18 protein-coding genes are annotated in these 21028 nt (G+C 59.3%); 2 read left to right on the plus strand and 16 right to left on the minus strand.

From position 1 onward, the window contains the following. Positions 1-2 precede the first annotated feature (2 nt). Positions 3-1529 (minus strand): apolipoprotein N-acyltransferase, encoded by a 1527-nt coding sequence (gene lnt / locus BKN05_RS06360; RefSeq protein WP_396334667.1) that lies wholly within the window; start codon positions 1527-1529, stop codon positions 3-5. A 2-nt stretch (positions 1530-1531) separates the two neighbouring features. Continuing rightward, entirely contained in the window at positions 1532-2134 is a 603-nt protein-coding gene (locus BKN05_RS06365; protein ID WP_286688244.1) for an FxsA family protein, read from the minus strand. Between the two features lie 85 nt (positions 2135-2219). Here BKN05_RS06365 and BKN05_RS06370 point away from each other — a divergent pair, with 85 nt between their 5' ends. After that, entirely contained in the window at positions 2220-3005 is a 786-nt protein-coding gene (locus BKN05_RS06370) for a precorrin-3B synthase (protein ID WP_286688245.1), read from the plus strand. 13 nt (positions 3006-3018) lie between these two features. Here the strand turns inward: BKN05_RS06370 and BKN05_RS06375 are convergent, their stop codons facing one another. The 13 genes from BKN05_RS06375 to BKN05_RS06435 all read right to left on the minus strand — a co-directional run bounded on the left by BKN05_RS06375 (position 3019) and on the right by BKN05_RS06435 (position 18261). Next, on the minus strand, positions 3019-3765 hold the full coding sequence (locus BKN05_RS06375; protein WP_286688246.1) for an SDR family oxidoreductase: 747 nt from the start codon (positions 3763-3765) through the stop codon (positions 3019-3021). After that, positions 3765-4892 carry a M24 family metallopeptidase gene (locus tag BKN05_RS06380; RefSeq protein WP_286688247.1) on the minus strand — a complete coding sequence of 376 codons (1128 nt, stop codon included), beginning with the start codon at positions 4890-4892 and terminating at the stop codon, positions 3765-3767. Before BKN05_RS06380 ends, BKN05_RS06375 begins: the two co-directional genes overlap by 1 nt. Positions 4893-4924: 32 nt before the next feature. Continuing rightward, positions 4925-7741 (minus strand): DEAD/DEAH box helicase, encoded by a 2817-nt coding sequence (locus BKN05_RS06385; RefSeq protein WP_286688248.1) that lies wholly within the window; start codon positions 7739-7741, stop codon positions 4925-4927. Between the two features lie 21 nt (positions 7742-7762). Continuing rightward, positions 7763-8857: a twin-arginine translocase subunit TatC gene (tatC, locus tag BKN05_RS06390; RefSeq protein ID WP_396334668.1), complete on the minus strand. Its 1095-nt coding sequence runs from the start codon at positions 8855-8857 to the stop codon at positions 7763-7765. Positions 8858-8965: 108 nt separating this feature from the next. Then, positions 8966-9229 carry a Sec-independent protein translocase subunit TatA gene (tatA, locus tag BKN05_RS06395; RefSeq protein ID WP_286688249.1) on the minus strand — a complete coding sequence of 88 codons (264 nt, stop codon included), beginning with the start codon at positions 9227-9229 and terminating at the stop codon, positions 8966-8968. A gap of 97 nt (positions 9230-9326) precedes the next feature. Further along, entirely contained in the window at positions 9327-10283 is a 957-nt protein-coding gene (locus BKN05_RS06400; RefSeq protein ID WP_286688250.1) for a helix-turn-helix transcriptional regulator, read from the minus strand. Between the two features lie 2 nt (positions 10284-10285). Next, positions 10286-11272 carry a helix-turn-helix transcriptional regulator gene (locus BKN05_RS06405; protein WP_286688251.1) on the minus strand — a complete coding sequence of 329 codons (987 nt, stop codon included), beginning with the start codon at positions 11270-11272 and terminating at the stop codon, positions 10286-10288. 36 nt (positions 11273-11308) lie between these two features. Further along, on the minus strand, positions 11309-12688 hold the full coding sequence (pafA, locus tag BKN05_RS06410) for a Pup--protein ligase (protein WP_198493264.1): 1380 nt from the start codon (positions 12686-12688) through the stop codon (positions 11309-11311). Between the two features lie 38 nt (positions 12689-12726). Then, positions 12727-12918, minus strand: coding sequence for a ubiquitin-like protein Pup (locus tag BKN05_RS06415; protein WP_198493046.1), 192 nt, complete (start codon positions 12916-12918; stop codon positions 12727-12729). 44 nt (positions 12919-12962) lie between these two features. Then, on the minus strand, positions 12963-14495 hold the full coding sequence (dop, locus tag BKN05_RS06420; RefSeq protein ID WP_286688252.1) for a depupylase/deamidase Dop: 1533 nt from the start codon (positions 14493-14495) through the stop codon (positions 12963-12965). Beyond that, positions 14492-16057 carry a proteasome ATPase gene (gene arc / locus BKN05_RS06425; protein WP_286688253.1) on the minus strand — a complete coding sequence of 522 codons (1566 nt, stop codon included), beginning with the start codon at positions 16055-16057 and terminating at the stop codon, positions 14492-14494. Before arc ends, dop begins: the two co-directional genes overlap by 4 nt. Before the next feature lie 85 nt (positions 16058-16142). Then, positions 16143-16979, minus strand: coding sequence for a tRNA (adenine-N1)-methyltransferase (locus BKN05_RS06430; RefSeq protein ID WP_005324783.1), 837 nt, complete (start codon positions 16977-16979; stop codon positions 16143-16145). A gap of 28 nt (positions 16980-17007) precedes the next feature. Beyond that, a complete protein-coding gene (locus tag BKN05_RS06435; protein WP_286688254.1) occupies positions 17008-18261 on the minus strand; it encodes a M18 family aminopeptidase in 1254 nt (417 codons plus the stop codon). Between the two features lie 46 nt (positions 18262-18307). On the opposite strand from BKN05_RS06435, the gene BKN05_RS06440 reads away from it, so the two are divergent. Then, the gene (locus BKN05_RS06440; protein ID WP_225746945.1) at positions 18308-19138 is read left to right on the plus strand and encodes a RecB family exonuclease; all 831 of its coding nucleotides are present in this window, start codon (positions 18308-18310) and stop codon (positions 19136-19138) included. A 12-nt stretch (positions 19139-19150) separates the two neighbouring features. Here BKN05_RS06440 and BKN05_RS06445 read toward each other — a convergent pair whose 3' ends face one another. Beyond that, positions 19151-20818, minus strand: coding sequence for a formate--tetrahydrofolate ligase (locus BKN05_RS06445; RefSeq protein ID WP_286688255.1), 1668 nt, complete (start codon positions 20816-20818; stop codon positions 19151-19153). Positions 20819-21028: the final 210 nt, after the last annotated feature.

Genomic DNA, 21028 nt, shown 5'->3' on the forward strand with positions numbered 1-21028 from the left:
GTTTATGCTCCTACGTATGTATCTGTGCCGGAGCGGCGCGGGGTGCGTCGCAGGCGGTTTGTGCGCAAAGCTACCAGTGCGCAGACTGTTCCAATAATAACCATGAGCCATTGCAGGGGCGAACCAAACCTGACGGAAAAGGTCTCGCCGCTACGCAAGGGCAACTGCTCTACTAAGGCGTCCGGCGTGAAAATCTCCGTGGACTGGCTAACGTGTCCATCTGGGTGAACGATGGCGGATACTCCAGAAGTCGCCGCCACCACCACGGCTCTGTCCGTCTCCATTGCACGCAATCGACTCATGGCCAATTGCTGGTAGGTCATATCGGAATAGCCAAAGGTGGCGTTGTTGGTGGGAGTAGTCAGCAGTTCTGCACCATTTTTCACCGACTCCCTAAAGGCGCTATCGAAGGAGACCTCGTAGCACGTTGCCACTCCAACCGGCACGCCCGCCATGGAGACCACACCTGGGCCGTCGCCGGGCTTAAAATCGCCGGCGAGGTCCACATAGTCAGAAAATTTGGCAAAGAAATCCCGCATGGGCATAGTTTCGCCGAAAGGCTGTAGGTACTTCTTATAGTGATGGTCTCCCACCGTATGACCAGGAGCGAAGACCTGCATTGTGTTGCGGGCTCCCACCTCATCCCGCGTAGCGGTGCCAACCAAAACAGGTGCGTCTATCGCATCGACGGCGCCGCTGATCGCGGAGGCTGCCTTGCCGTCACGGAATGGGTTGATATCAGAGGAGTTTTCGGGCCAGATGACTAGGTCAATGTCTTTTTCGCGGGCGGCCAGCTTCTTTGTTTCGGCCACGTGATTGTTGAGGACCGCTTGGCGTTGCCCGGCAAAGTCTAGGCCCATGCGAGGTACGTTTCCTTGGATTGCGGCAACCTTGGCTTCCCCGACAGTGGAATCGTCTCGGTTGATTCCCAAACCTGCCACCGTCGCGCTTGCAAGGGGAAGAATCGCTGCTAGGAGTGCGGCGCTCTTTGCCTTCCATCCGCGTTGAATCAGCAGCGCAGCGAGACCGCAGCCGCACAGAACAGTGGCTGCGGTAATGAGCGAGGTTCCACCCCACGGCGCCAGGTTGGCTAGCGGTCCGTCGATTTGTCCCCAAGCCAATTTCACCCAAGAGAAACCGCCGAAAGGTACCGAAGAACGCAGCACCTCCACCGCGAGGTAGAAGAACGGGAAGGCAATAAAACCGTATTTCCACCGCGCTACTGCTGCGCCGCCAAGGCCCAGCACAATGGCGTATACCGAAAGCCATACGGCCAAAGCGATGTACGGCCCGCTGCCCACCAATTCGCCGATCCATGGCAGCGTCAGCAGATACAGCACGAGCGAATGTATTACTGCAAGAAGCGCGCCCACGCGGGCGGAAACGTGCCTAGTTCCCCACGGCAGCAAGCTCGCGTACAGCAAGCCCACGCCCACAACGGCAGCCCACCACCAACCACGGGGCTCTATGGCGGCATACGTGAGCAGACCAGAAAGGCCCGCCATAACGAGGCGAGCAAGCGTCAGCATCACTAGCTCTTTCCGCCCTTGGACTCGCCACCGGAGGGTCCGAAGTCATCTGGATCCAGGTTCTCGCTCCAGCGGCGGATCTCTTCCTCATCCAACACCTCATGCGGGCCAGCATCCTGCGTGCTGGGGTGCCCACTTTGTGTTGCTTGGCCACGGCCAAAGGAGCCAAAGTCGCCATAAGAGTCGTGCTGCTGCGCCATCGGGGTGGCCTCGTAGATCTTAACGCCCATGTTTTCGATCTTGCGGTACAAGGAGGCCGCCATCACCGTGCGGAAGACGGCGCGGGTCGGCGAGAAGATAAAGAGGGCTCCGAGGATCGTCGTCAAGAAGCCCGGCATAGAAAGCAACATGCCGCCTACCAAGGTAAGGCCCACATTGCTGGCGGTCTTGCCCACATTGCCGCCGCGAACGACGTATGTACCGTCCCCTGTGCGCTCGACCTGCTTTCCCATCAAGCGGCGCACTTCAATGCCAGCGATGGACATTCCGAAGAACATGGTGACAAAGAGGGCGATAAGCGCCCAACCAACACCGATCCACTTAGAAACGGCCCAGAAGGTCAGGGTCTCTGCGACCATGTAGAGAGCAAAATACATAAACGGCATGGCCTCAGTCTAACGAGGCAGACTGAAAAAGTGCTGACAACACTCATGCGCGAAGGTGCAACTGCGGCAGGTTAGACTAGTGCGCATGTTTACTCCTGCGCTTTTTGAAGACCCCCAGTACGGCACGTGCATCCGCATCCACGTTGCCGGCGGCAGCACCCACGCCCAGGATTGGGTCACTTTGGCGCAGTGCGCCAGTGCTGTTGCGGATGGGTATGTCTACATCGACCGGTTCTCCGCAATCGAGCTGCGCGGTATTAAGGATGCGGAGGCGCTCAATAAGCAGCTCCAGGAGTTGCACTTGCGCGCCACGGCGATGCCGGTGCTGGCTTCTCCTTTGTCGGCGGAGGCCAAGCAAACGGCCCAGGACATCGCGGCTGAGCTGGGCACGGCGGAAGGCGGTCCTGGACTGGCAGTTATCGCCCACGACGACGTACCGACCGGCGCGGCCGCAGTCAGCTTTAGCATCGACGGGGACGGAGCCCTGCGCCTTGAGCGTTCCCCGCTTGGCGACGCCCCTTCGGCCCCACTGACTCCACGCGCTGCCGCCCATCACTATGAGGAGGCGCTCCAAGGCGCCGAATCCCTAGAGCATAATGCCTCCGCTCTGGTTGAACCAGGCCCTATTGGCTGGCTGGATGATCATCTGCCTGCGGGCGTAGTTGACCTTGGCGCGGGCGTGCACCGCGGCGCCATCCCTGCCGAGTTTGCGCAACTTATCGGCCAGTTAGAGGTAGACATCACCGTCACCCCGTGGGGCGGATTAGTCTTTCACAATATTGCCGAGGGTGACGCCGAAGTGGTACTGCGCGTACTCGCCCCACGCGGTTTTATCTTCGACATCAACTCTCCCCTACTACGCGCAGAGTAAAAGAACGCAGAGCTTAGCGCGGCATGTGCCGCCAGAGTGGGCGCGGTACAAGCCGCATGACCCACGCTAGGCCCTGCAGAGCCCGAGGAATCCATATGGTGCGCGAACGCGGTTTACCCCGCCGTGCATCTCGGGCAATGCAGCCGACAACTGCCTCAGCCACATCTGCCGGACGCACGGAAAGTGGTGCCGGCTTCATTCCTTCGGTCATGCTGCCGATGACAAAGCCAGGGCGCGCGGTAATAAGGCCTATCTGGCTGCCGTGCAGCTTGTCCGCCAGTCCCTGACAAAAGGCATCAAGACCGGCTTTGGTAGATCCGTACACGTAGTTTGCCCGGCGGGCCCTCCAGCCTGCTATCGAGGAAAAGGCGACGATATGGCCGCGGTGCATACGCTGGGAAACGAGCGTAAGCAGTGAAATCTGCGCGGCATAATCGATTGTGGTGATGTCGACCGCGTGGGAAGCATCACGTTCTGCCCGCTGCTGGTCGCCCAAGATGCCAAAGGCTACGACAGCTAGCTCAAGGGGGCCTGCCAACTCTATGGCGCGATCAACCACACTGGCATGGGACGGAAAATTTACGGCATCAAAATCAAGCATATGAACGCTGCGCGCACCCGCCGCTCGGAGCCGGCCTTCCACGTCTTCCATACCGTGGGTGCCGCGAGCGGCGAGCACAATATCGTGGCCTGGGGCTACTCTCCTAGCGATTTCTCCGCCGATATCGCTACGGCCGCCTAGAATCAGTACACCAGCCATTAACGGACGTCACGCGGAGCTAGGTTCAGGGACTCGTAGCCATCGTTGGTTAGCACCACGATGTCTTCCAAACGCATGCCCCACTTGCCTTCCAAGTAGATGCCCGGCTCAATGGAAAATGCCATGCCTTCCTCCAAGGCGAGATCGTTGCCTTCCATAATGAAGGGCTCCTCGTGCGTGGACAGGCCGATGCCATGGCCGGTGCGGTGGACAAAGTAGTCGCCCCAGCCGGCTGCCGAAATCGCCTGGCGGACGATGGCATCGATGTCTGCGGCGGTGCTGCCGGGGTGGGCTGCAGCTCGGCCGGCGGCTTGGGCGTCGGCAAGCACGGCATAGGCATCCTGAAAATCCTGCGGAGCCTTGGAAATATCCCCGCCCACTACGTAGGTGCGGGTGCAATCGGAGTGGTAGCCGGAAGGCAAAGTGCCGCCGATATCGACGACGACTGGCTCACCCTCAGCCAACACGCGATCCGAAAAGCTATGGTGCGGGTTGGCGCCATTCGGGCCCGATCCGACAATGACGAAATCGATAATGGAGTGCTCCCGCAAGATGAGCTTTTCGAGTTCGTGGGCTACCTCGGCCTCAGTACGACCGGCCTGCAAAAGCTGCGGTACCTGCGCGTGGACTGCGTCGATGGCACGGCCAGCCTTGCGCAGCTTAGCAATCTCAGCCTCGTCTTTGCGGGTAAAGAGCTCGGCCAATGCATAAGTGGCCAGTTCATAGCCGGCGCGTGGAAGCAGATCTTGGAAACGCAGCACGTGGTCTGCAGTCAGCGACTGGCCCAGCGCTACCTTGCCTAGTCCGTCGCCTGCACCATGCAGAGCCAACTTGTATGGGTCCTCGCCGTCATTCCAGCCACGCAACTCTACATCCAGCTCACCTACTGGAGCAGCCTTGATATCGGTGATATCGGTATTAGGCGCGGCGATCCATGCAGTGCCCCGCTGCGGCACGACCAAGACCGTCAAGCGTTCGTGGGAAGAAACCCAGGAGCCGGTGAGGTAGGCAAAGTCTGGTCCCGTGCCAATGAGGAGCAGATCGATGCCCTTGTCTGCAGCTGCCTTTTGGGCGGCGTGCAGACGCTGGGCGTAGACATCAGCGGAAAAAGTCTGAGTATCAGTCATGTCCCAGAGTCTACTCGTCCGCGCCGCGGATTTTAGGCGCCAATGGCTACGACACCGCGCTGAATTGCGTCGATAGCCCGGCGGGCGTTGCGTTGAATTTCGCCGTCGTACCCAGTCTTAGCCACTTGTTGGAGCAAGTCGATAACTTGCCGGCACCAGCGGACAAAATCGCCGGGGGTGAGCTCGGCCCCGGTTTCATTTGCCGCGGCCATGCAGTAGCCCAACGGTGCCCCAGCCGCCCATTGGTGTACCGCCAATGCGAATCCGGCCTCTGGTTCACGTGTGGGCGGCAGCCGGTGGCGCTGCTCATCAGCGGTAAGTTCGGTGTACACGCGCCACGTGGCATTCATAGCGTCAGCCATGCGCTCGGTGGCTGCTTCCGGTTGCCCACTGGTGGCCTTGCGGTTTTCGAAACAGCACAGGGAGGCAACGCCGGCAAGCTCTGCGGGATCGAGTTCATCCCAAATTCCGCGCTTGAGGCATTGGGCCACGAGCAGATCGGATTCGCTGTGAATTTTGGCAAGGCGTTCACCTTCCTCCGTGATCACCGGTGTGCGATCGGCACCGACGCCGGTGAACTCTACGTAATTCATCTCTGCGAGGAGGTCCACAATACGCTCGAAGGTGCGGCCCAATGTATCCGTTGCTTTATTGACCTTGGATTGCAGCTTGTCCCGATCACGCTCGCGCCGTGCAAGCTTTTGTGCCAGGCCCGCCAGCTGTTCGCGGTCAGTAGCCGGCCAATCGTGAGCTGGATGAGCACGCAGTGCGTCGCGCAACTGACCTACCCGCTTATTTGGCCGGGCGCGGGTGTGGGACTTCATGCGCTTGGGCCGGTCGAAGTGTTCCCGGTGCAAGACATCCTGCACATATCGGGTATTGCGGCGCGGGTTCTTGCGCACCGACTTGGGGATCTTGATGCTACCGACTTGGATCGGTGGGTTATTGATTCCGGCTGCATCGATACGTCCAGACCACCCCGACTCAGTGGTAATCCACGGGCGGGGATCCGCAGTTTGGTTAGCGGGAGTAACAACCGCGGCGAGAATAGGACGCTTCTTGCCGGGCATGGCAATAACATCGCCCAGCTGCAGGCGCCCCAATACCGCGATAACCTCTTGGTTTCGTTGATTGGCACTATCGATTTTTGATTGCTTTTCCTCAACCGTGAGCTCGCGGCGCAGGCGAACATAGTCCATGAGAACCTCGGCGGGATCTTCCCCGTCTTTAGCAGGTGGTGCAAGCGATGCCACGGCTTCATCGAGCTGGTTGCGCAGTTCTCGCACGCGATGCTCGGCGCGTTCAATCTCGCGAGTTTCCTCCACCACGGAGCCATCGGCTTGGAACTGTGCGAAGGACTTTTCCAAAAGGCGGAGAGATTCCTCGAAACCAAGCATTCCCAGCAAATTGATGGCCATATTGTAGCCCGGTGCAAAAGTGGAAATGAGAGGATACGTACGGGTAGAAGCAAGGCCAGCTACTTGACGCGGATCCATGGCGGGGGCCCACTGCACGACTGCATTGCCCAACGTATCGATGCCACGGCGTCCTGCGCGGCCCGTCAGCTGCGTGTACTGGCCTGCGGTGAGATCGACGTGCGCCTCACCATTGAACTTGATGAGCTTTTCTAGCACCACGGTGCGCGCCGGCATGTTGATGCCGAGTGCGAGCGTTTCAGTAGCAAACACGGCGCGGACGAGCCCGCGTACGAATAGGTCTTCTACAATGTGCCGGAAGGCGGGCAGCATACCTGCATGGTGCGCGGCAAAGCCGCGGGACAGGGCTTCGCGCCAGCGCTTAAAGTCGAGGACCTGCAGATCTTCTTCAGGGATACCTTCTACACCCGCATCGACGATGTCCTTAATTTCCTGTGCTTCCTCCTGAGAGGTAAGCACCATGCGGCTGCGCAGGCACTGATAAAGAGCGCCGTCGCAGCCGGCGCGCGAGAAAATGAAGGTGATCGCCGGAAGCATGTCCTGCGATTGCAATACCTTCAATACCTCTGGGCGGCCCAAGGGGCGATAGCGATCCTGCTTCCGGGCGGCGCCGGAGCGTCCCCTTCCCTTACCGTGGAATTCGCTGCGTCCGCCACCCTTGTGACGGGCACGCGCTCGAAAGCCCTTGCCGGACTTATAGTCCGCGCGACCATCGTCGGTATCACCGGCCTCGAGGCGCTGGATTCTACGCTCGAGCTCGGCGTTGACCTGTCCGCCGGATTCTGGCTCGAAGAGCGGATAAATCTTGCGCCCCAGCATCATCCACTGGTCGAGGGGAACTGGGCGGTGTTCCGAAACGATGACGGTGGTATCGCCGCGCACGGTAGACAGCCAGTCGCCGAATTCTTCCGAATTGGACACGGTGGCAGAGAGTCCAATGATGGAGACATGATCCGCGAGGTTGAGAATGACCTCTTCCCACACAGCACCGCGGGAAGCATCGGCCAAAAAGTGGATCTCATCCATGACCACGTGGGTCAAGCGATCGAGGGCCGCGGATTCTGCGTAAATCATATTGCGCAGCACCTCGGTGGTCATGACGACGATCTCTGCATCAGAGTTGATCGATACGTCACCGGTGAGCAGGCCAACGGCCTCTTCGCCATGCTCTTCCACCAAGTCGTGGTACTTCTGGTTGCTCAAGGCTTTAATTGGCGTCGTATAAAAGCACTTGGTTCCCCGGCTCAGCGCCAAAGAGACAGCAAATTCGCCCACGATGGTTTTGCCGGCGCCGGTCGGCGCGCAAACCAGTACGCCATGACCGTCCTCCACGGCCTGGCAGCCCTTTACCTGGAACTCATCCAACGGGTATGGCAGGGCTGCGGTAAAAGAATCCAGATGAGTTTCAGTCATGACTCCCCAGGCTACCCGTGCCTAGAGGACATCGTCGAAAAAGCCGCCGCTGGTCGACGAAGTCCCACTGGCGCCGGTGCGCCATGTCTGCTGCGGCTGCTGCTGTGCCTGTTGTACTGGCTGTGAAACGGGCTGAGAAGGGCCTGGTGAAGGGTTGACTCTGCTCGGCGCCTCGACAGGGGTTGGCCCGCCAATGGCTCCTGGTCCAGCGCCAAGCGGCGAAGCAGTCTCATCATCGAGATCCATCCACTCGGGGCGTTCGTGCTGCATGCGCTTATCGTGGAGGCGGCAGAATTGGAATGCGATCTCGATGAGCAAGATCAGTGAACCAGCCAGTACCACCATCGAGAAGGGATCCTGGCCTGGGGTGACGAAGGCGGCGAAAATCATCACGACGACAATGATGATGCGACGCTTGTCTTTGACATGCTCATATTCGAGCACGCCGATGAGATTGAGTGACACGATAAGCAGTGGGATCTCAAAGCTGATGCCAAAGATAAGCAGCAGGGCCAAGAGAAAGTAGAAATAGCGCTCACCGGTCAGGGCCGCTGTTTGATACTCGGCGCCGATACCCATGAGGAATTCCAAGCCCACGGACAAGATGAAATAGGCCAGCACGGCACCGGCAACGAATAGCCCCACCGCGGCGCTAACAAAGCTCAACGTGTGGCGGCGCTCGTTCTTATGGAGACCAGGCACAACGAAGGCCCAGACCTGATACAGCCACACCGGAGAAGACAATACGGTGCCAGCCAAAGCACCTACTTTTAGGCGCAACAGGAGCATTTCAAAAGGGCTGGTGGCCAATAGTCGGCATTCGCCGTCCGCACTGAAGGAGGCGCGCTTATCTGGGGGCAACGCACAATACGGCTCTCGTAGAATTTCGCCCAACGGAGACAGCCCGAATGGCGCTCGTTGGTACCAAATGAACCCAATGATGGCCCCGACGACAACCGCTAACACGGAAATAATGATGCGGCGGCGCAGCTCCTGCAGGTGCTCCACCAAGGTCATCTCCCCGGTAGGGTTCTTCTGCTTGCGTGAAAAACGCAGCTTACCCTTCACGCTCTTGCTTGCCTTCTGGGGAGATAGAGGCTGTGACTGTGACGACATCAGTGTGGCTCTTTCAACGCAAAGAAGCGAACACTTCCCTACTGCACGGATTGCGGGTGCATATCCGCGCGCTGCAGGGGTGTTCGCGCGACGACAGGTTAGGGGCGTTTACTGCTGAGGATTGGTGTTGTTCTGCTGGCCCGGCTGCATGTCTGGTCGGTTCCAGAATTCCTCATCGGACTGCTGCTTCTGGTTCAGCTGCGCTTGAGACTGAGAACGTTGGGCATCCTCGGAATGCATCTCATTGACCTCAGACTTGAAGATGCGCGCGGAACGGCCAATAGAGCGTGCCAATTCCGGCAACTTCTTTGCACCGAATAGCAAGACGATGGCAAGAACGATTAGGCCAATTTCCATAGGTCCTAGGCTCATGGAGAAACCTCTTTCAACTAGTGCACCAGCATGCCGGGAAGCATAACCGCCAACTTATCTGCCGGCGGGCGGGCGCAGTAAATGGGCAAGTAACTGGCTACTGAGTATAGCCGCTCAACGCGGTGTTTCCTCGCTCCGCAATGAGGTTTACCACGGATTGAGGAGCCACTACCCGCAACCTATCAGCTTGACCAAGGGCAAAGCGAATAAGCCAATCCACTGATCCCATTGGCATCGTCGCAGCTACTTCCCCATTTCCTAAGTCTTCACCCAAGCGCATATCGTAATACTCAGCCAGCCACGTGAATTCTTGGTTAATTGCTAGTTGCACGGTGTCCCCATCGCCCAAATTAAAGGGTGAAGAGGCATCAAAGTCGAGGTCTTTCAGGTGTGGCTGGGATTTTTCCTCCACGATACGAGCCTTACTAATGCGGTCGATGCGGAAAGTGCGATGCGCTTGTTTTGCTTCCTCCCAAGCGGCCAAGTAGGGCTCGGAATCAACGATGAAAATGCGGGCTGGATCCACCACCCTCTCGGATTCAGCATTTGAGGAAGCGCTCCAGTAACGCAGCCGTACCCGCTTTCTCTCATTGATTGCTTGGGTCAAAAGCGCCTGGATATCAGTCTCTTCAGGGGCTGGAGTAGACAGCGACTCATAGATGGCGACTGTCTTTTCATCCATGATGCCGCGCAGCTTAGCAGCGGCGGATTCGACCGCATGGGCGTCGATTAGCCCTGGCATCGCTTGTAAGGACTCCAGGGTGAGGAGCAAGGCGCCTGCTTCAGTCGGGGTTAGCCGTAGTGCCTGGCTTAAACCTTGATCATTATGGATGGTTACCCCATCCCGATAGCTGAAGGAGAGATCGATGAGGTCCTCGGTATTGCGCCCCGTGCCGGAACAAAAGAGGCGATCGAGAGCTTCCTTCAGCTCGCCGGGATCCATGCTTAAGTCCTTGGCTGCTTCCATAGGCGTCTTGTCGGGATGATTTTTAAAGTACGGAATCAGGTTCAAAGAGCGCACGAGCGCCTGAAGCTTCTGCGATCCATCAGCCATGACTAGCGTCCTTCCTCCGGATGTGCTGCCCTGCGCAAAAGGGAAATGACCTCCTGTCGCACCTCGGCTGGTTCTACCACTTGTACCTCCGGCGCGTACCCAGCCGCGGTGCGTACGAGCCAGTCCTTATCCGCCTTATGCAGCAACACCGTGCCATCGGTTTGTTGCTCGCCGGCATCCATGAGCTCTCGCGCCTGCCCTTCTGGGATGACGAGGCGCGCATTAACCTTTTCTCCTCGCTGTAGTGCACACTCTACCAATACCTGCAGTTCTTCAGTGGGATTGGGGTGCTCCGCGGGATCGTGCGAGCGTTTGATGTCAGAGACGCGGAGGGCGCGAAAGACGCGCGGGGCGTTTCGGTCCACATCGAATCCCACGAGATAGATGTGACTGTCACGGTTGACCAGTCCCCACGGATCCATGACGCGGCGTACCGGCTCAATAGCAGGATTGGCACGGTAGGAAAACGTGATGCGTACCTGATTGCGCACCGCAGCGAGCACCGAGGTAATGATTTCCGGGGCAAGTCGCGTGATGTCATTGACCGCCGTGTATACCGGTGCGCCTGCGAGGTTGCGCGAGGCGCCGCTGGCGGCAATCTTGGTCCAACCGGACAAGGAGAAATCGCTCAGGCCTCCGGTTGTACCCACTCCTCCTGCAATGCCTAAAACCATGGCCTCCTCAGGAGAAAATTCTACCGGCGGCAGCTGGTAGCTACTCGCGTCGAGGCGATAGCGCGCCCCGTCTTCGCCGCCGGAATGAACAATGGGCACCCCGGCGCGCTGGAGGGTTGCGATATCTCGTGCCAGCGATTTGACGAAGGCTTCGTCTGATTTATCGCCGTATCCTGCCACATGACTGCGAATCCAGGCGGCGGTGCGATCCGGGCTACCGCCGGAATTGGCGGCGCCCTGTAGCGCGAAAGAGAGGTTGGTGAGTCTTTCTACCGCTTCATCATGCCGTTTCGGCGCGGGGTTGTGTGCTGCCACGTGGTGTGTTGTCTCCCTGGTGCGGCTCGTGTGCTTCTAGCTGTGGTGTAGACGCATATAGTCTAGCAACGCCTCGACCCGATCATCGTCGGCCACGAAGGGGTTAAGTAGCTCCTCGGTGCGCGGCTCTGGGCGGTTGACCTTAAGGCGCGTCCAGTCAACGGTGACGTTGGCCCCAAGGCTACGGGCAGCGGCAAGGAACTGCCCACGCAGCGCGGCACGGGTGGTCGGTGGTGCTGTGTCCATGGCGCATTCGATCTCGGAGTCTGTGATCCAGCGTTCGATAAGGCCCTTGCGCAGTAAGACATGGTAGAGCCCGCGGCTCGGACGGATATCGTGATAGGTCATATCAATCTGGGCGAGCTTGGGGTGGCCCCAGTGGCCACCCAGCCGTGCGCGGTAGCGCTCGAGCAGTCCCAATTTAATGACCCAGTCGATTTCTCGGTCCACGCCGGAGAAGTCTTGAGTCTCAATGGCCTGCAGCATGCGCTGCCAGAGATCCACCACGCGCCGCATTTCTGCCGTGGGAGTGCCGGCGTCCTCCCGCTTGTCCAACCACTGGCTCGCGCGCTGACATAGTTGTTGCTGGACCTCGAGTGCGGTGACGGATCCCCCTCCTGTGAGCGGCAGTTCGGTCGAGCCCGTCATATCACGTGCGATGGCGCGGACATGGTGAATTGGCTTGTCGATGTCGAACTCCGGCAACTCAAATCCAGCCTCCAGCATCTCCAACATGAGCAGCGTGGAGCCAACTTTTAGCGCCATGGTGGGCTCGGCCATGGTGGAGTCCCCCACGATGACGTGCATGCGGCGGAAGCGTTTCGAATCGCCGTGCGGTTCATCCCGGGTATTGATGATGGGACGCGAGCGGGTGGTGGCAGAAGACACGCCTTCCCAGACCTGGTCTGCGCGTTGCGAGAGCAGGAATTGGGCAGGCTTATCGCCCTTAGCGGGCTGGATCATGCCGGCGCCGCAGATGAGCTGGCGGGTAATAAGGAACGGAAGGAGCGCCAGCCCCAAATCCTTGAGCACCATGTGGCGGCTGATGAGGTAGTTTTCGTGGCAGCCAAAAGAATTGCCGGCTGAATCCACATTGTTTTTAAACAGGTACACCGCGCGCGGGTGCCCCTCGGCAGCAAAGGTTTGCTCCGCTTTTTCGCCCAGCCGGTTGACTATCGCATCGCCGGCGCATTCATAGGCCAGAAGCTGGCTTAAGCTATCGCACTCGGCGGTGGCTACCTCGGGATGAGAGCCGACATCGAGGTACAGGCGGCTGGCATTGGTAGAAAAGATATTGGACGAGGAATGCTCCTTGACGATGGGCCGGAAAAGCACGCGCGCCACTTCATCGGGGCTCAAGGCGCGTTCTCCAGGGCCCGCGCTGGTGGTTAAGCCATATTCCGTCTCGATGCCCATGATGCGACGGGCGAAGACAGGATGCTGGTCACTCACCCTTACTGCCCGCCCTTTTGGACATAGGAGCGCACGAATTCCTCGGCGTTGTTTTCGAGCAGGCCATCGATCTCATCGAGCAATTCATCGGTACCGGTGGTATTGATGCTCAGCTGCGTGGAGGTAAACTCTTCCTCCCCGGCGGAGTCATCGCCGCCGTTACCGCCGGTGACCTGCGACTGGTGGGTTGACATGTTATGAACGTCCTTTCCTTCGCCTCTGCCTCGATGCTTGACTATTAGTTACGGTACTCGGGCTGGATACCGCTGTCAGCTAGTCCCTGAAGAAGATCCTCCACCGTACGTGCGGCGTCGATGATCTCCTCGCTCTGGGAGCGGGTCAGGCCGGTGGTCTCATCCATAGGAACCGTGGCCCAGGGTGCCGTGGTTGCCTCGCCTACCCGCACCGTGAGGTTTTGCCAGCTCGCGGCAATGATGTCCTCCCCGAATTTCTGCGTCACTCGCCCTCGGAAATACGCCCGGGTGTCCTCTGGCGGAATGGTGGCGGCGTTTTCGATCTCTTCAGCGCTAAAGAGCTGCCGCATCTGGCCCTTGCGCACCAGCGCATGGTGTAGCGACTTTGCCGGATCGATCTCCGCGTATTGCAGGTCAATGAGCCGCAGCTTTGGGTCTGCCGGATCGATACCGCGGTCGAGGTAGCCCTTAATCAAGCGATACTTCGCCACCCAATCCAACAGGTGCGCGGCCTGCATGGGATCTTCCGCCAAGAGTGCAACTGCCTCGTCCCAAGCCGCGAGCACCTTGTGGTCTGCGTCGGTGCGTGGGGTGATGCGAGCGCGGTATTCGGCGAGGATTTCTAGGGCGGTGAGCTGGCGGGCGTCGGCAAGCTCGAGGCGATGTTGAAGGGAGAGATCGCGGCTGACGCGGGGGACCTCCGCCACGGCGTCCTGCAAGCGGAGATCGCTAAAGTCCACACCCTGCTCAATCGCATCGAGCACCAGCGAGGTCATGCCCAGTTTGAGCAGTGTGGAGGTCTGCGACATATTCGCGTCTCCGATGATGACGTGGAGGCGCCCATAGTCCGCGTGCACCGCATGCGGCTCGTCGCGGGTATTGATGATGCCGCGATTGAGGGTGGTCTCCAGCGAAATTTCCTGCTCAATATAGTCAGCGCGCTGGGAGATCTGGAATCCCGGCTCCTCGCCAAACTCGCCGATCCCCATGCGCCCGGCGCCGATGACTACCTGGCGGGCCACGAAAAACGGGATAAGGGCCTGCGCCATAGTGTCAAAGTCCGTGGCACGGGAGTACTGATAGTTCTCGTGCGAGCCATAAGACGCGCCCTTGCCGTCCACGTTGTTTTTATAGAAGCGCAAGGCAGGGCACGGGTCATGGTTGGCAAGGACGGACTTTCCTTGCGCGCTCAGCCCCGCTACGGACGCGGCGGCTTGCAGGAGCGTGGCGTCACCTGCGGCGTCGTAAAGCGTGGCGTCCCAAGCATTAGTGCATTCCGGCGCGGAATATTCTGGGTGGGCGTGGTCCACATAGAAGCGCGCGCCATTGGCCGTGACCACATTGGCCACACCGATGGCGTTGGGATCCACCACGGGCACGGTGTGGTAGCGCTTGAGATCGAATCCGCGGGAATCGCGCAGCGGGTGCTCCTCTGCAAAGTCCCACCGCGAGCGTGCCCCAGTGTGCAGCGCGGCGTACGCTACCACCGCGTGGGTGGACGAAATGATGGGCGAATACTCCGGCAGCTCCGGGGTGGCAATGCCGTACTCGGTCTCGGTACCTACAACGCGACTCATGCGCTCCTCCTAGCGGTCAGTAGCTCCACCCGCTCAACGCGGGCACCAGCATGGTCTTGGGAGATGATCTTGGTCCACTCCTCCGGGTTGGTGGAGGTAGGCACATACTCGGATTCGGCGCGCTCGGCCGCGATGGCCTGGAGCAAATGCTGCTTGGCGATGCCCCCACGGCGCCCGCCTATCCCCTGCTCACTGCCCGCACGCTGCTGCAGTTCGTCCTTAATAGCCAGCTTCTTGGCGCGGGAGAGGATATTGGCAATCATGGCGCCCGATACAAAGTCCCGGTAGTGCAATACCTCGCGCTCGCCGCTGGAAAAGTGCAGCTGCACAAAGGGGCGATCGGCATAGAGCTCGTCCACCGCGGCGCCGATGAGCTCCTCTAGAGTGCCCTGGTGCGGCACGGTTTCTGCAAAGTGGCGGGCAAAGATCTCGCGGGCGCCCTGTTTATTCGGCCGGTTGACCCGGATCTTGATATCCAGCCGGCCGGGACGCATGATGGCGGGATCGATAAGCTCCTCACGGTTGGTAGCGCCGATGACTATCACATTGGAAAGGCTTTCGACTCCGTCGAGCTCCGTGAGCAGCTGCGGTACCACCGTGGTTTCCATATCTGAGGACACGCCTGAGCCACGGGTGCGGAAGATGGATTCCATCTCATCAAAGAAGATGACCACCGGCCGGTCAGCGCTGAGCTGGGCTAATTCGCGGGCGCGTTCAAAGATGAGGCGGATGCGGCGTTCCGTTTCCCCCACATATTTATTGAGCAACTCTGGGCCCTTGATATTGAGGAAGTAACTCGGCCCATCACTGCCCAGTTGCTGCGCCAAGGAATGGGCCACGGCCTTGGCAATGAGCGTCTTACCGCACCCCGGAGGGCCGTAGAGGAGGACGCCCTTAGGCGGCTGTAGCTCGTATTGGTGGTAGAGGTCCGGATGGATAAACGGCAGTTCCACGGAATCGCGGATCTGGGAAATCTGCTCATCGAGCCCGCCGATGTCCTCGTAGCGCACATCAGGGACCTCCTCAAGGGAGAGCTGGGAGACTTCCGTCTTTGCCACCTTTTCCAGCGCGACGGCAGCCTTGGGATCAACCAGCACGATTTCTCCTGCTGCCACGCGGGTTTCTTCGCGCAGTGTCTGCGATAGCAGCACCACTTTTTCCTCGCCAGAGGAATTTGCTACGATGAGGCGTTTATCTCCTAGGCGCTCGACCACGGTGGCGAGCTCGCCGGTGCGCTCGGGTGCGCACCCTTCCACCACCACGAAGCCATCGCCCAAGCGAACCTGCTGGCCGGCCACTAGGCTGCCTGGTTCCACATTGGGCGAGACTTTAAGCTGCATCACGCGGCCGTTGGTGTAGACCTCCGCGGTGGTTCCCACCTCGCTGTGGGTAGGCGAATAGCCTAAGAAAACGCCGTAGGTCGATGCCGGCTCAGCCAGCGCATTAAGCTCCGCAAAAAGCTGTTCGAGCTTCCCACGCGATTCCTTTAATAAGCCCGCCAACTTCTGATTGCGGGCAGCAAGCTGGCTGATCTGCCGCTTATAGTCCGTGGCTTCATCCATGCCCACTACTCTAACGCGGCCCAGCCGGCGAAAGAGGGCAGTTGCGCTTTAAATTCTGGGTGCTGAGGTGAACCTATTTCCAGCTCTACTTGCGGGCTCGGCGCTGCGGGCGCGGAGGGGTCACGCCATCGGCCAAGCGGCGGGTCCAGATAAGGAAGGCGGTATGCGCATTCATGCGGTGCTCCGGGCGCGTAGCAAGGCCTTCGACCTTCCATTCGCGCACCAGCGATTCCCACGCCTTAGGCTCGGTAAAACACTTGAGCTCGCGGATTCCTTCCATGACCTTCATCAACTGCGGCACCGTTGCTACGTAGGTCATGAACACACCACCGGGGATGAGGAGATCGCGCACGGTCTCCAGGTGCTCCCAGGGCTCGAGCATATCGAGAATTACGCGGTCTACCGGCCCACCTAAGTCCTCGGCGGTGACGTCTCCTAAATCGCCGAGGCGCGGCGACCACCACTCGGGCTGCTCGCCAAAGTATTCCTTCACGTTATCTACCGCATACTCAAGATGGTCATCGCGGACCTCATAGGAATACACATGACCTTCTGGACCCACGGCGCGCAGCAGGGACATAGACAATGCACCCGAACCTGCGCCGGCCTCGAGCACCCGCGCGCCCATGAAGATATCGCCTTCTACCAAAATCTGCGCCGCATCCTTGGGATAGATCACCGCAGCACCACGCGGCATCGACAGCACGTGGTCCACCATCAAGTGGCGGAAAAGGAGGAAGGAGGAGCCAAGGGTGGACTCGATAACCGAGCCCTCATCCATGCCCACGATGTCATCATGGTTAATGATGCCCTTGTGGGAGTGGAACTGGCCTCCTTCTTCCAGAATGACCGTGTAATGGCGCCGCTTGGCGTCGGTAAGCTGCACGCGGTCGCCATAGGCAAAGGGGCCGGAATAAGCCATGTCTCAAGACTCCTCGAGGTTGCGGTTACTATCCCACCAAGTATGCCTCAAGAGCCTGCGCGAGCCATACTTGGTCCCGCTCGCCTACCATTTCACGCGCCGAGTGCATAGACAGCATGGGCACGCCCACATCGACGGTATCGATGCCCAAACGCGTCGCTGTAATGGGACCAATGGTCGAGCCACAGGGCACATCATTATTGCCCACAAACCGCTGCACCGGCACGCCTGTCTTCTCGCATACTGCTTCCCATAACGCCACCGTGGTGGCATCGGAGGCATAGCGCTGATTGCCATTGATCTTGGTCACCGGACCCTTGCCGATGATCGGTTGGTGCGTGGGATCGTGCTTGCCCACGTAATTCGGGTGCACCGAATGCGCGGCATCGGCCGAGACACAGCTCGAGCGGGAAAACATCTGGAAGCGTTCCTCCTCGTTGGCACCCAGCGCCCGCGCCGTGCGGGTGAGTACATCCGCTAGGATGGGACCGCCCGCACCGTAGCGCGAGCTAGAGCCCACCTCTTCGTGGTCAAAGGCCATCATGACCAAGACATCCTTGCCCTGATAGCCTTGGGCGGCCTTCTTCATCGCCGCTAGCGAGGCGTATACAGACGACAGGTTATCCATGCGGCCAGCCGCAATGAACTGCTCGCCGGCGCCAAAGACTTCGCCGCGAGCGGCATCGGCCGTAATCAGGTTAAAGGAAGCAATATCCTGCTTGGCGACGCCCACCTTCTCCCCCACTACCTGCACGATGGACGCCTCTGGGTCACCGACGCTCAAAATTGGCTGCATGTTCTGCTGGCGGTCCGGCTTAAACTCATCTTTGCGGTAGAGGTGAATGGCAAGCGACGGCAGGCGCAGCACTGGGCCAGTATTGACTAGGTGCCGCGTGCCATCCTTGCTAATGATCTGCCCGGCTACGGTCAGCTCCCGGTCAAACCAGGTATGCAGTAGTGCCCCGCCATAGATCTCTACTGCCACCTGTTGCCAGCCGGCCGCGGAAAAGTCCGGCGTGGGTTTAAGAACCAAGCCCGGCGAATCTGTATGGGACCCCACGATGCGGAAACCAGAATTCTTATCCGCGCCCTCTGGCACGTACCACGCCGCTACCGCGCCGCCGCGCACCATAACGTGGCCGCCAGGTACAGCGGACCACTGCGTTCCCTCATCCTGTACCTCAAATCCCGCCTCGCACAACTGGCGGGATACCTCATCGGCAGCGTGGTACGAAGAAGGAGAAGCAGCAATGAAATCTAGGAAATCTGCGGTATAACTCATACCTCCTAGCTTGCCACGAATCGCGCGGCGATAGGCTAGATACACCATGGCTACTTCATCTACACCCCGCCCACTCGCCCTGTCGCCCTCGCGCGCCTCCGACTATAAGCAGTGCCCGCTGCTCTATCGCTTCCGCGCCATTGACAAGTTGCCCGAGCCCAAGACCATCGCGCAGGTCAAAGGAACCCTCGTGCACGCTGTCCTGGAAGAGATGCACAAGCTACCGCGCGACGAGCGGACCTATCCTGCCGCGGTAAAGATGATTAAGCCTTCCTGGGCAGAGATGACCGCCAAAGACGAGGAACTTTTAGAGCTCGTGCCAGAAGAAGACACCTACGACTTCTTCGTTGCTGCCAGGGAACTGCTCAAAGGCTATTTCCAGATGGAAAATCCACAAGGCTTTGATTGCCAAGAAACAGAGATGTACGTCAATACGGTCCTGCCCAATGGCGTCCCCGTCCGTGGCTTCATCGACCGCGTGGACCGCGCCCCAACCGGCGAGGTCCGAGTCGTGGATTATAAAACCGGCAAGAAGCCACTTCCCCGCTATTCCCACGATGCACAGTTCCAGATGCGCTTTTATGCGCTGGTCTACTGGCGCATCCTAGGCACCATTCCCCACCAGTTGCGCCTGATGTACCTCAAGGTCTTGGACTCGATGTTTCTTAGCCCAAACCGTGAGGAGCTCGAATACTTCGAGCGCGATCTCGGCGAATTGTGGGCAAAGATTGAGGCCGACGGGCGCGCCGGGAACTTCCGCCCGAAGCCGTCTAAGCTCTGCGGCTGGTGCGCCCACCAGGATCTCTGCCCGGAGTTTGGCGGCACTCCGCCGCAGTACCCGGGCTGGCCGGGTTCCGCGGCAGATACAAAGGACTAGCGCCCCACCTGCCTAGAAAAGGCCCGAAATGGTGCCCTGCTTATCGACATCGATATTATTGGCCGCAGGCTTCTTCGGCAGCCCCGGCATCGTCATGACGTTGCCCGTGAGCACGACGACAAACCCCGAACCGGTGCGCGGCAGCAATTCGCGCACATGCAGCGTATGGCCTTCCGGCGCCCCCAGAGCAGAGGCATCATCGCTGAAGGAATACTGTGTCTTAGAGATGACCACCGGCAGCTTGTCCCAGCCATTGTCTTGGATGTACTTCAGATCCTTGAGCGCCTTTGCCCCGTATTCCACACGGTCTGCGCGATAGATCTCGCGCGCGATGGTTTCGATGGAGGCCTCGATTCCCTCCTGCGGATCGTAAAGCTGCTTGGCTCCGCCCTGCAGGTTCTCCAGCAAGGTCTCTGCCAGCTTGGTAGCGCCCTCGCCGCCCTCGGACCACACATTGGCTTCCTCCAAGGCCACTCCGAAGTCTTCGGCCCACTGCCGCATGAACTCGCGTTCTGCTTCGGTATCGGACCAAAAGAGGTTGAGCGCTACTACCGGCTTGATCCCGAACTTGCGCAGGTTTTCTACGTGTCGCTCTAGGTTGACTATGCCCGCCTTGAGGGCATCCAAGTTTTCCTCGGTGAGTTTATCCTTGGCCACACCGCCGTTGTATTTTTGCGAGCGGATGGTGGCAACGACCACGGCGCCAGCAACATCTAGGTCGCCAAAGCGCGCCTTGATGTCGACGAACTTCTCTCCTCCTAAGTCGGAACCGAACCCAGCCTCGCTTAAGACGATATCGCCGAATTGCAGTGCGGTGTGGGTTGCCAGTAGGGAGTTGCAGCCGTGCGCGATATTGGCGAAAGGACCACCGTGCACCAAGGCCGGCACGCCGCCAAGGGTCTGTACAAGGTTGGGGTTGAGAGCATCACGCATGAGCGCTGCGAGCGCACCTTCCGCATTCAAATCACGCGCAGTAACAGGGCGCTGATCATAGGTGAAGCCGATGGTGATATCGCCGAGGCGCTTCTTTAGGTCCTCGAGGTTCGTGGCCAAGCACAAGATAGCCATGATTTCGGAGGCCGCGGTAATGGTGAAACCGGTTTCTGCAGGCACACCATGAGCTGGCCCACCCAGACCGGTCACCACGTTTCGCAGGGCACGGTCATTGACGTCCATGCACCGCTGCCATGTCACGCGCCGCGGGTCGATGCCCAAGGCGTTGCCTTGGTGGATGTGGTTATCAATGATGGCGGCCAGGGTGTTGGTTGCAGAGGTAATGGCATGAAAATCGCCGGTGAAGTGAAGATTGATGTCTTCCATGGGGACAATCTGTGCATAGCCGCCGCCAGCCGCGCCGCCCTTAATACCCATCACTGGTCCCTGGGAGGGCTCCCGCAGGGCAACGATGGCCTTCTTGCCCAACTGATCCAGGGCGTCGGTAAGGCCGATGAGCACGGTGGATTTTCCCTCGCCGGCAGGTGTGGGCGATACACCGGTGACAAGCACCAGCTTGCCCTGGTTTTCCTTGGAATAGTCCACCTTTGTGATATCGACTTTGGCTTTGGTGGTGCCATAGGGAATCACGGCATCGGCAGGAATGCCCGCCTTGGCTGCGACCTCTGCAATCGGCTGCAATTGGTGGGCTTGGGCAATTTCAACATCGGATGGCTGAGTAGTCATGACCTAAGCCTACCGAGCGGCGGAGTTAAATAGGGCTCATTTAAACAAGAAAGTGAAATGGATTAACAAGCCCACTGATGCAGCAATCAAAAAGGCGCCCCTTTAGGGGCGCCCGGCGGAATCAAGCGGTGGATGCGCCACGCTTGAATAGTTCGTTAAGTATTTCACGTGGGGTTGCGCCGCCGAGGATTTGTCGGGGTGTTTCGTTGA

The sequence above is a fragment of the Corynebacterium sp. S5S1 genome (assembly GCF_001913985.1).
GTDB classification, from domain to species: domain Bacteria; phylum Actinomycetota; class Actinomycetes; order Mycobacteriales; family Mycobacteriaceae; genus Corynebacterium; species Corynebacterium marquesiae.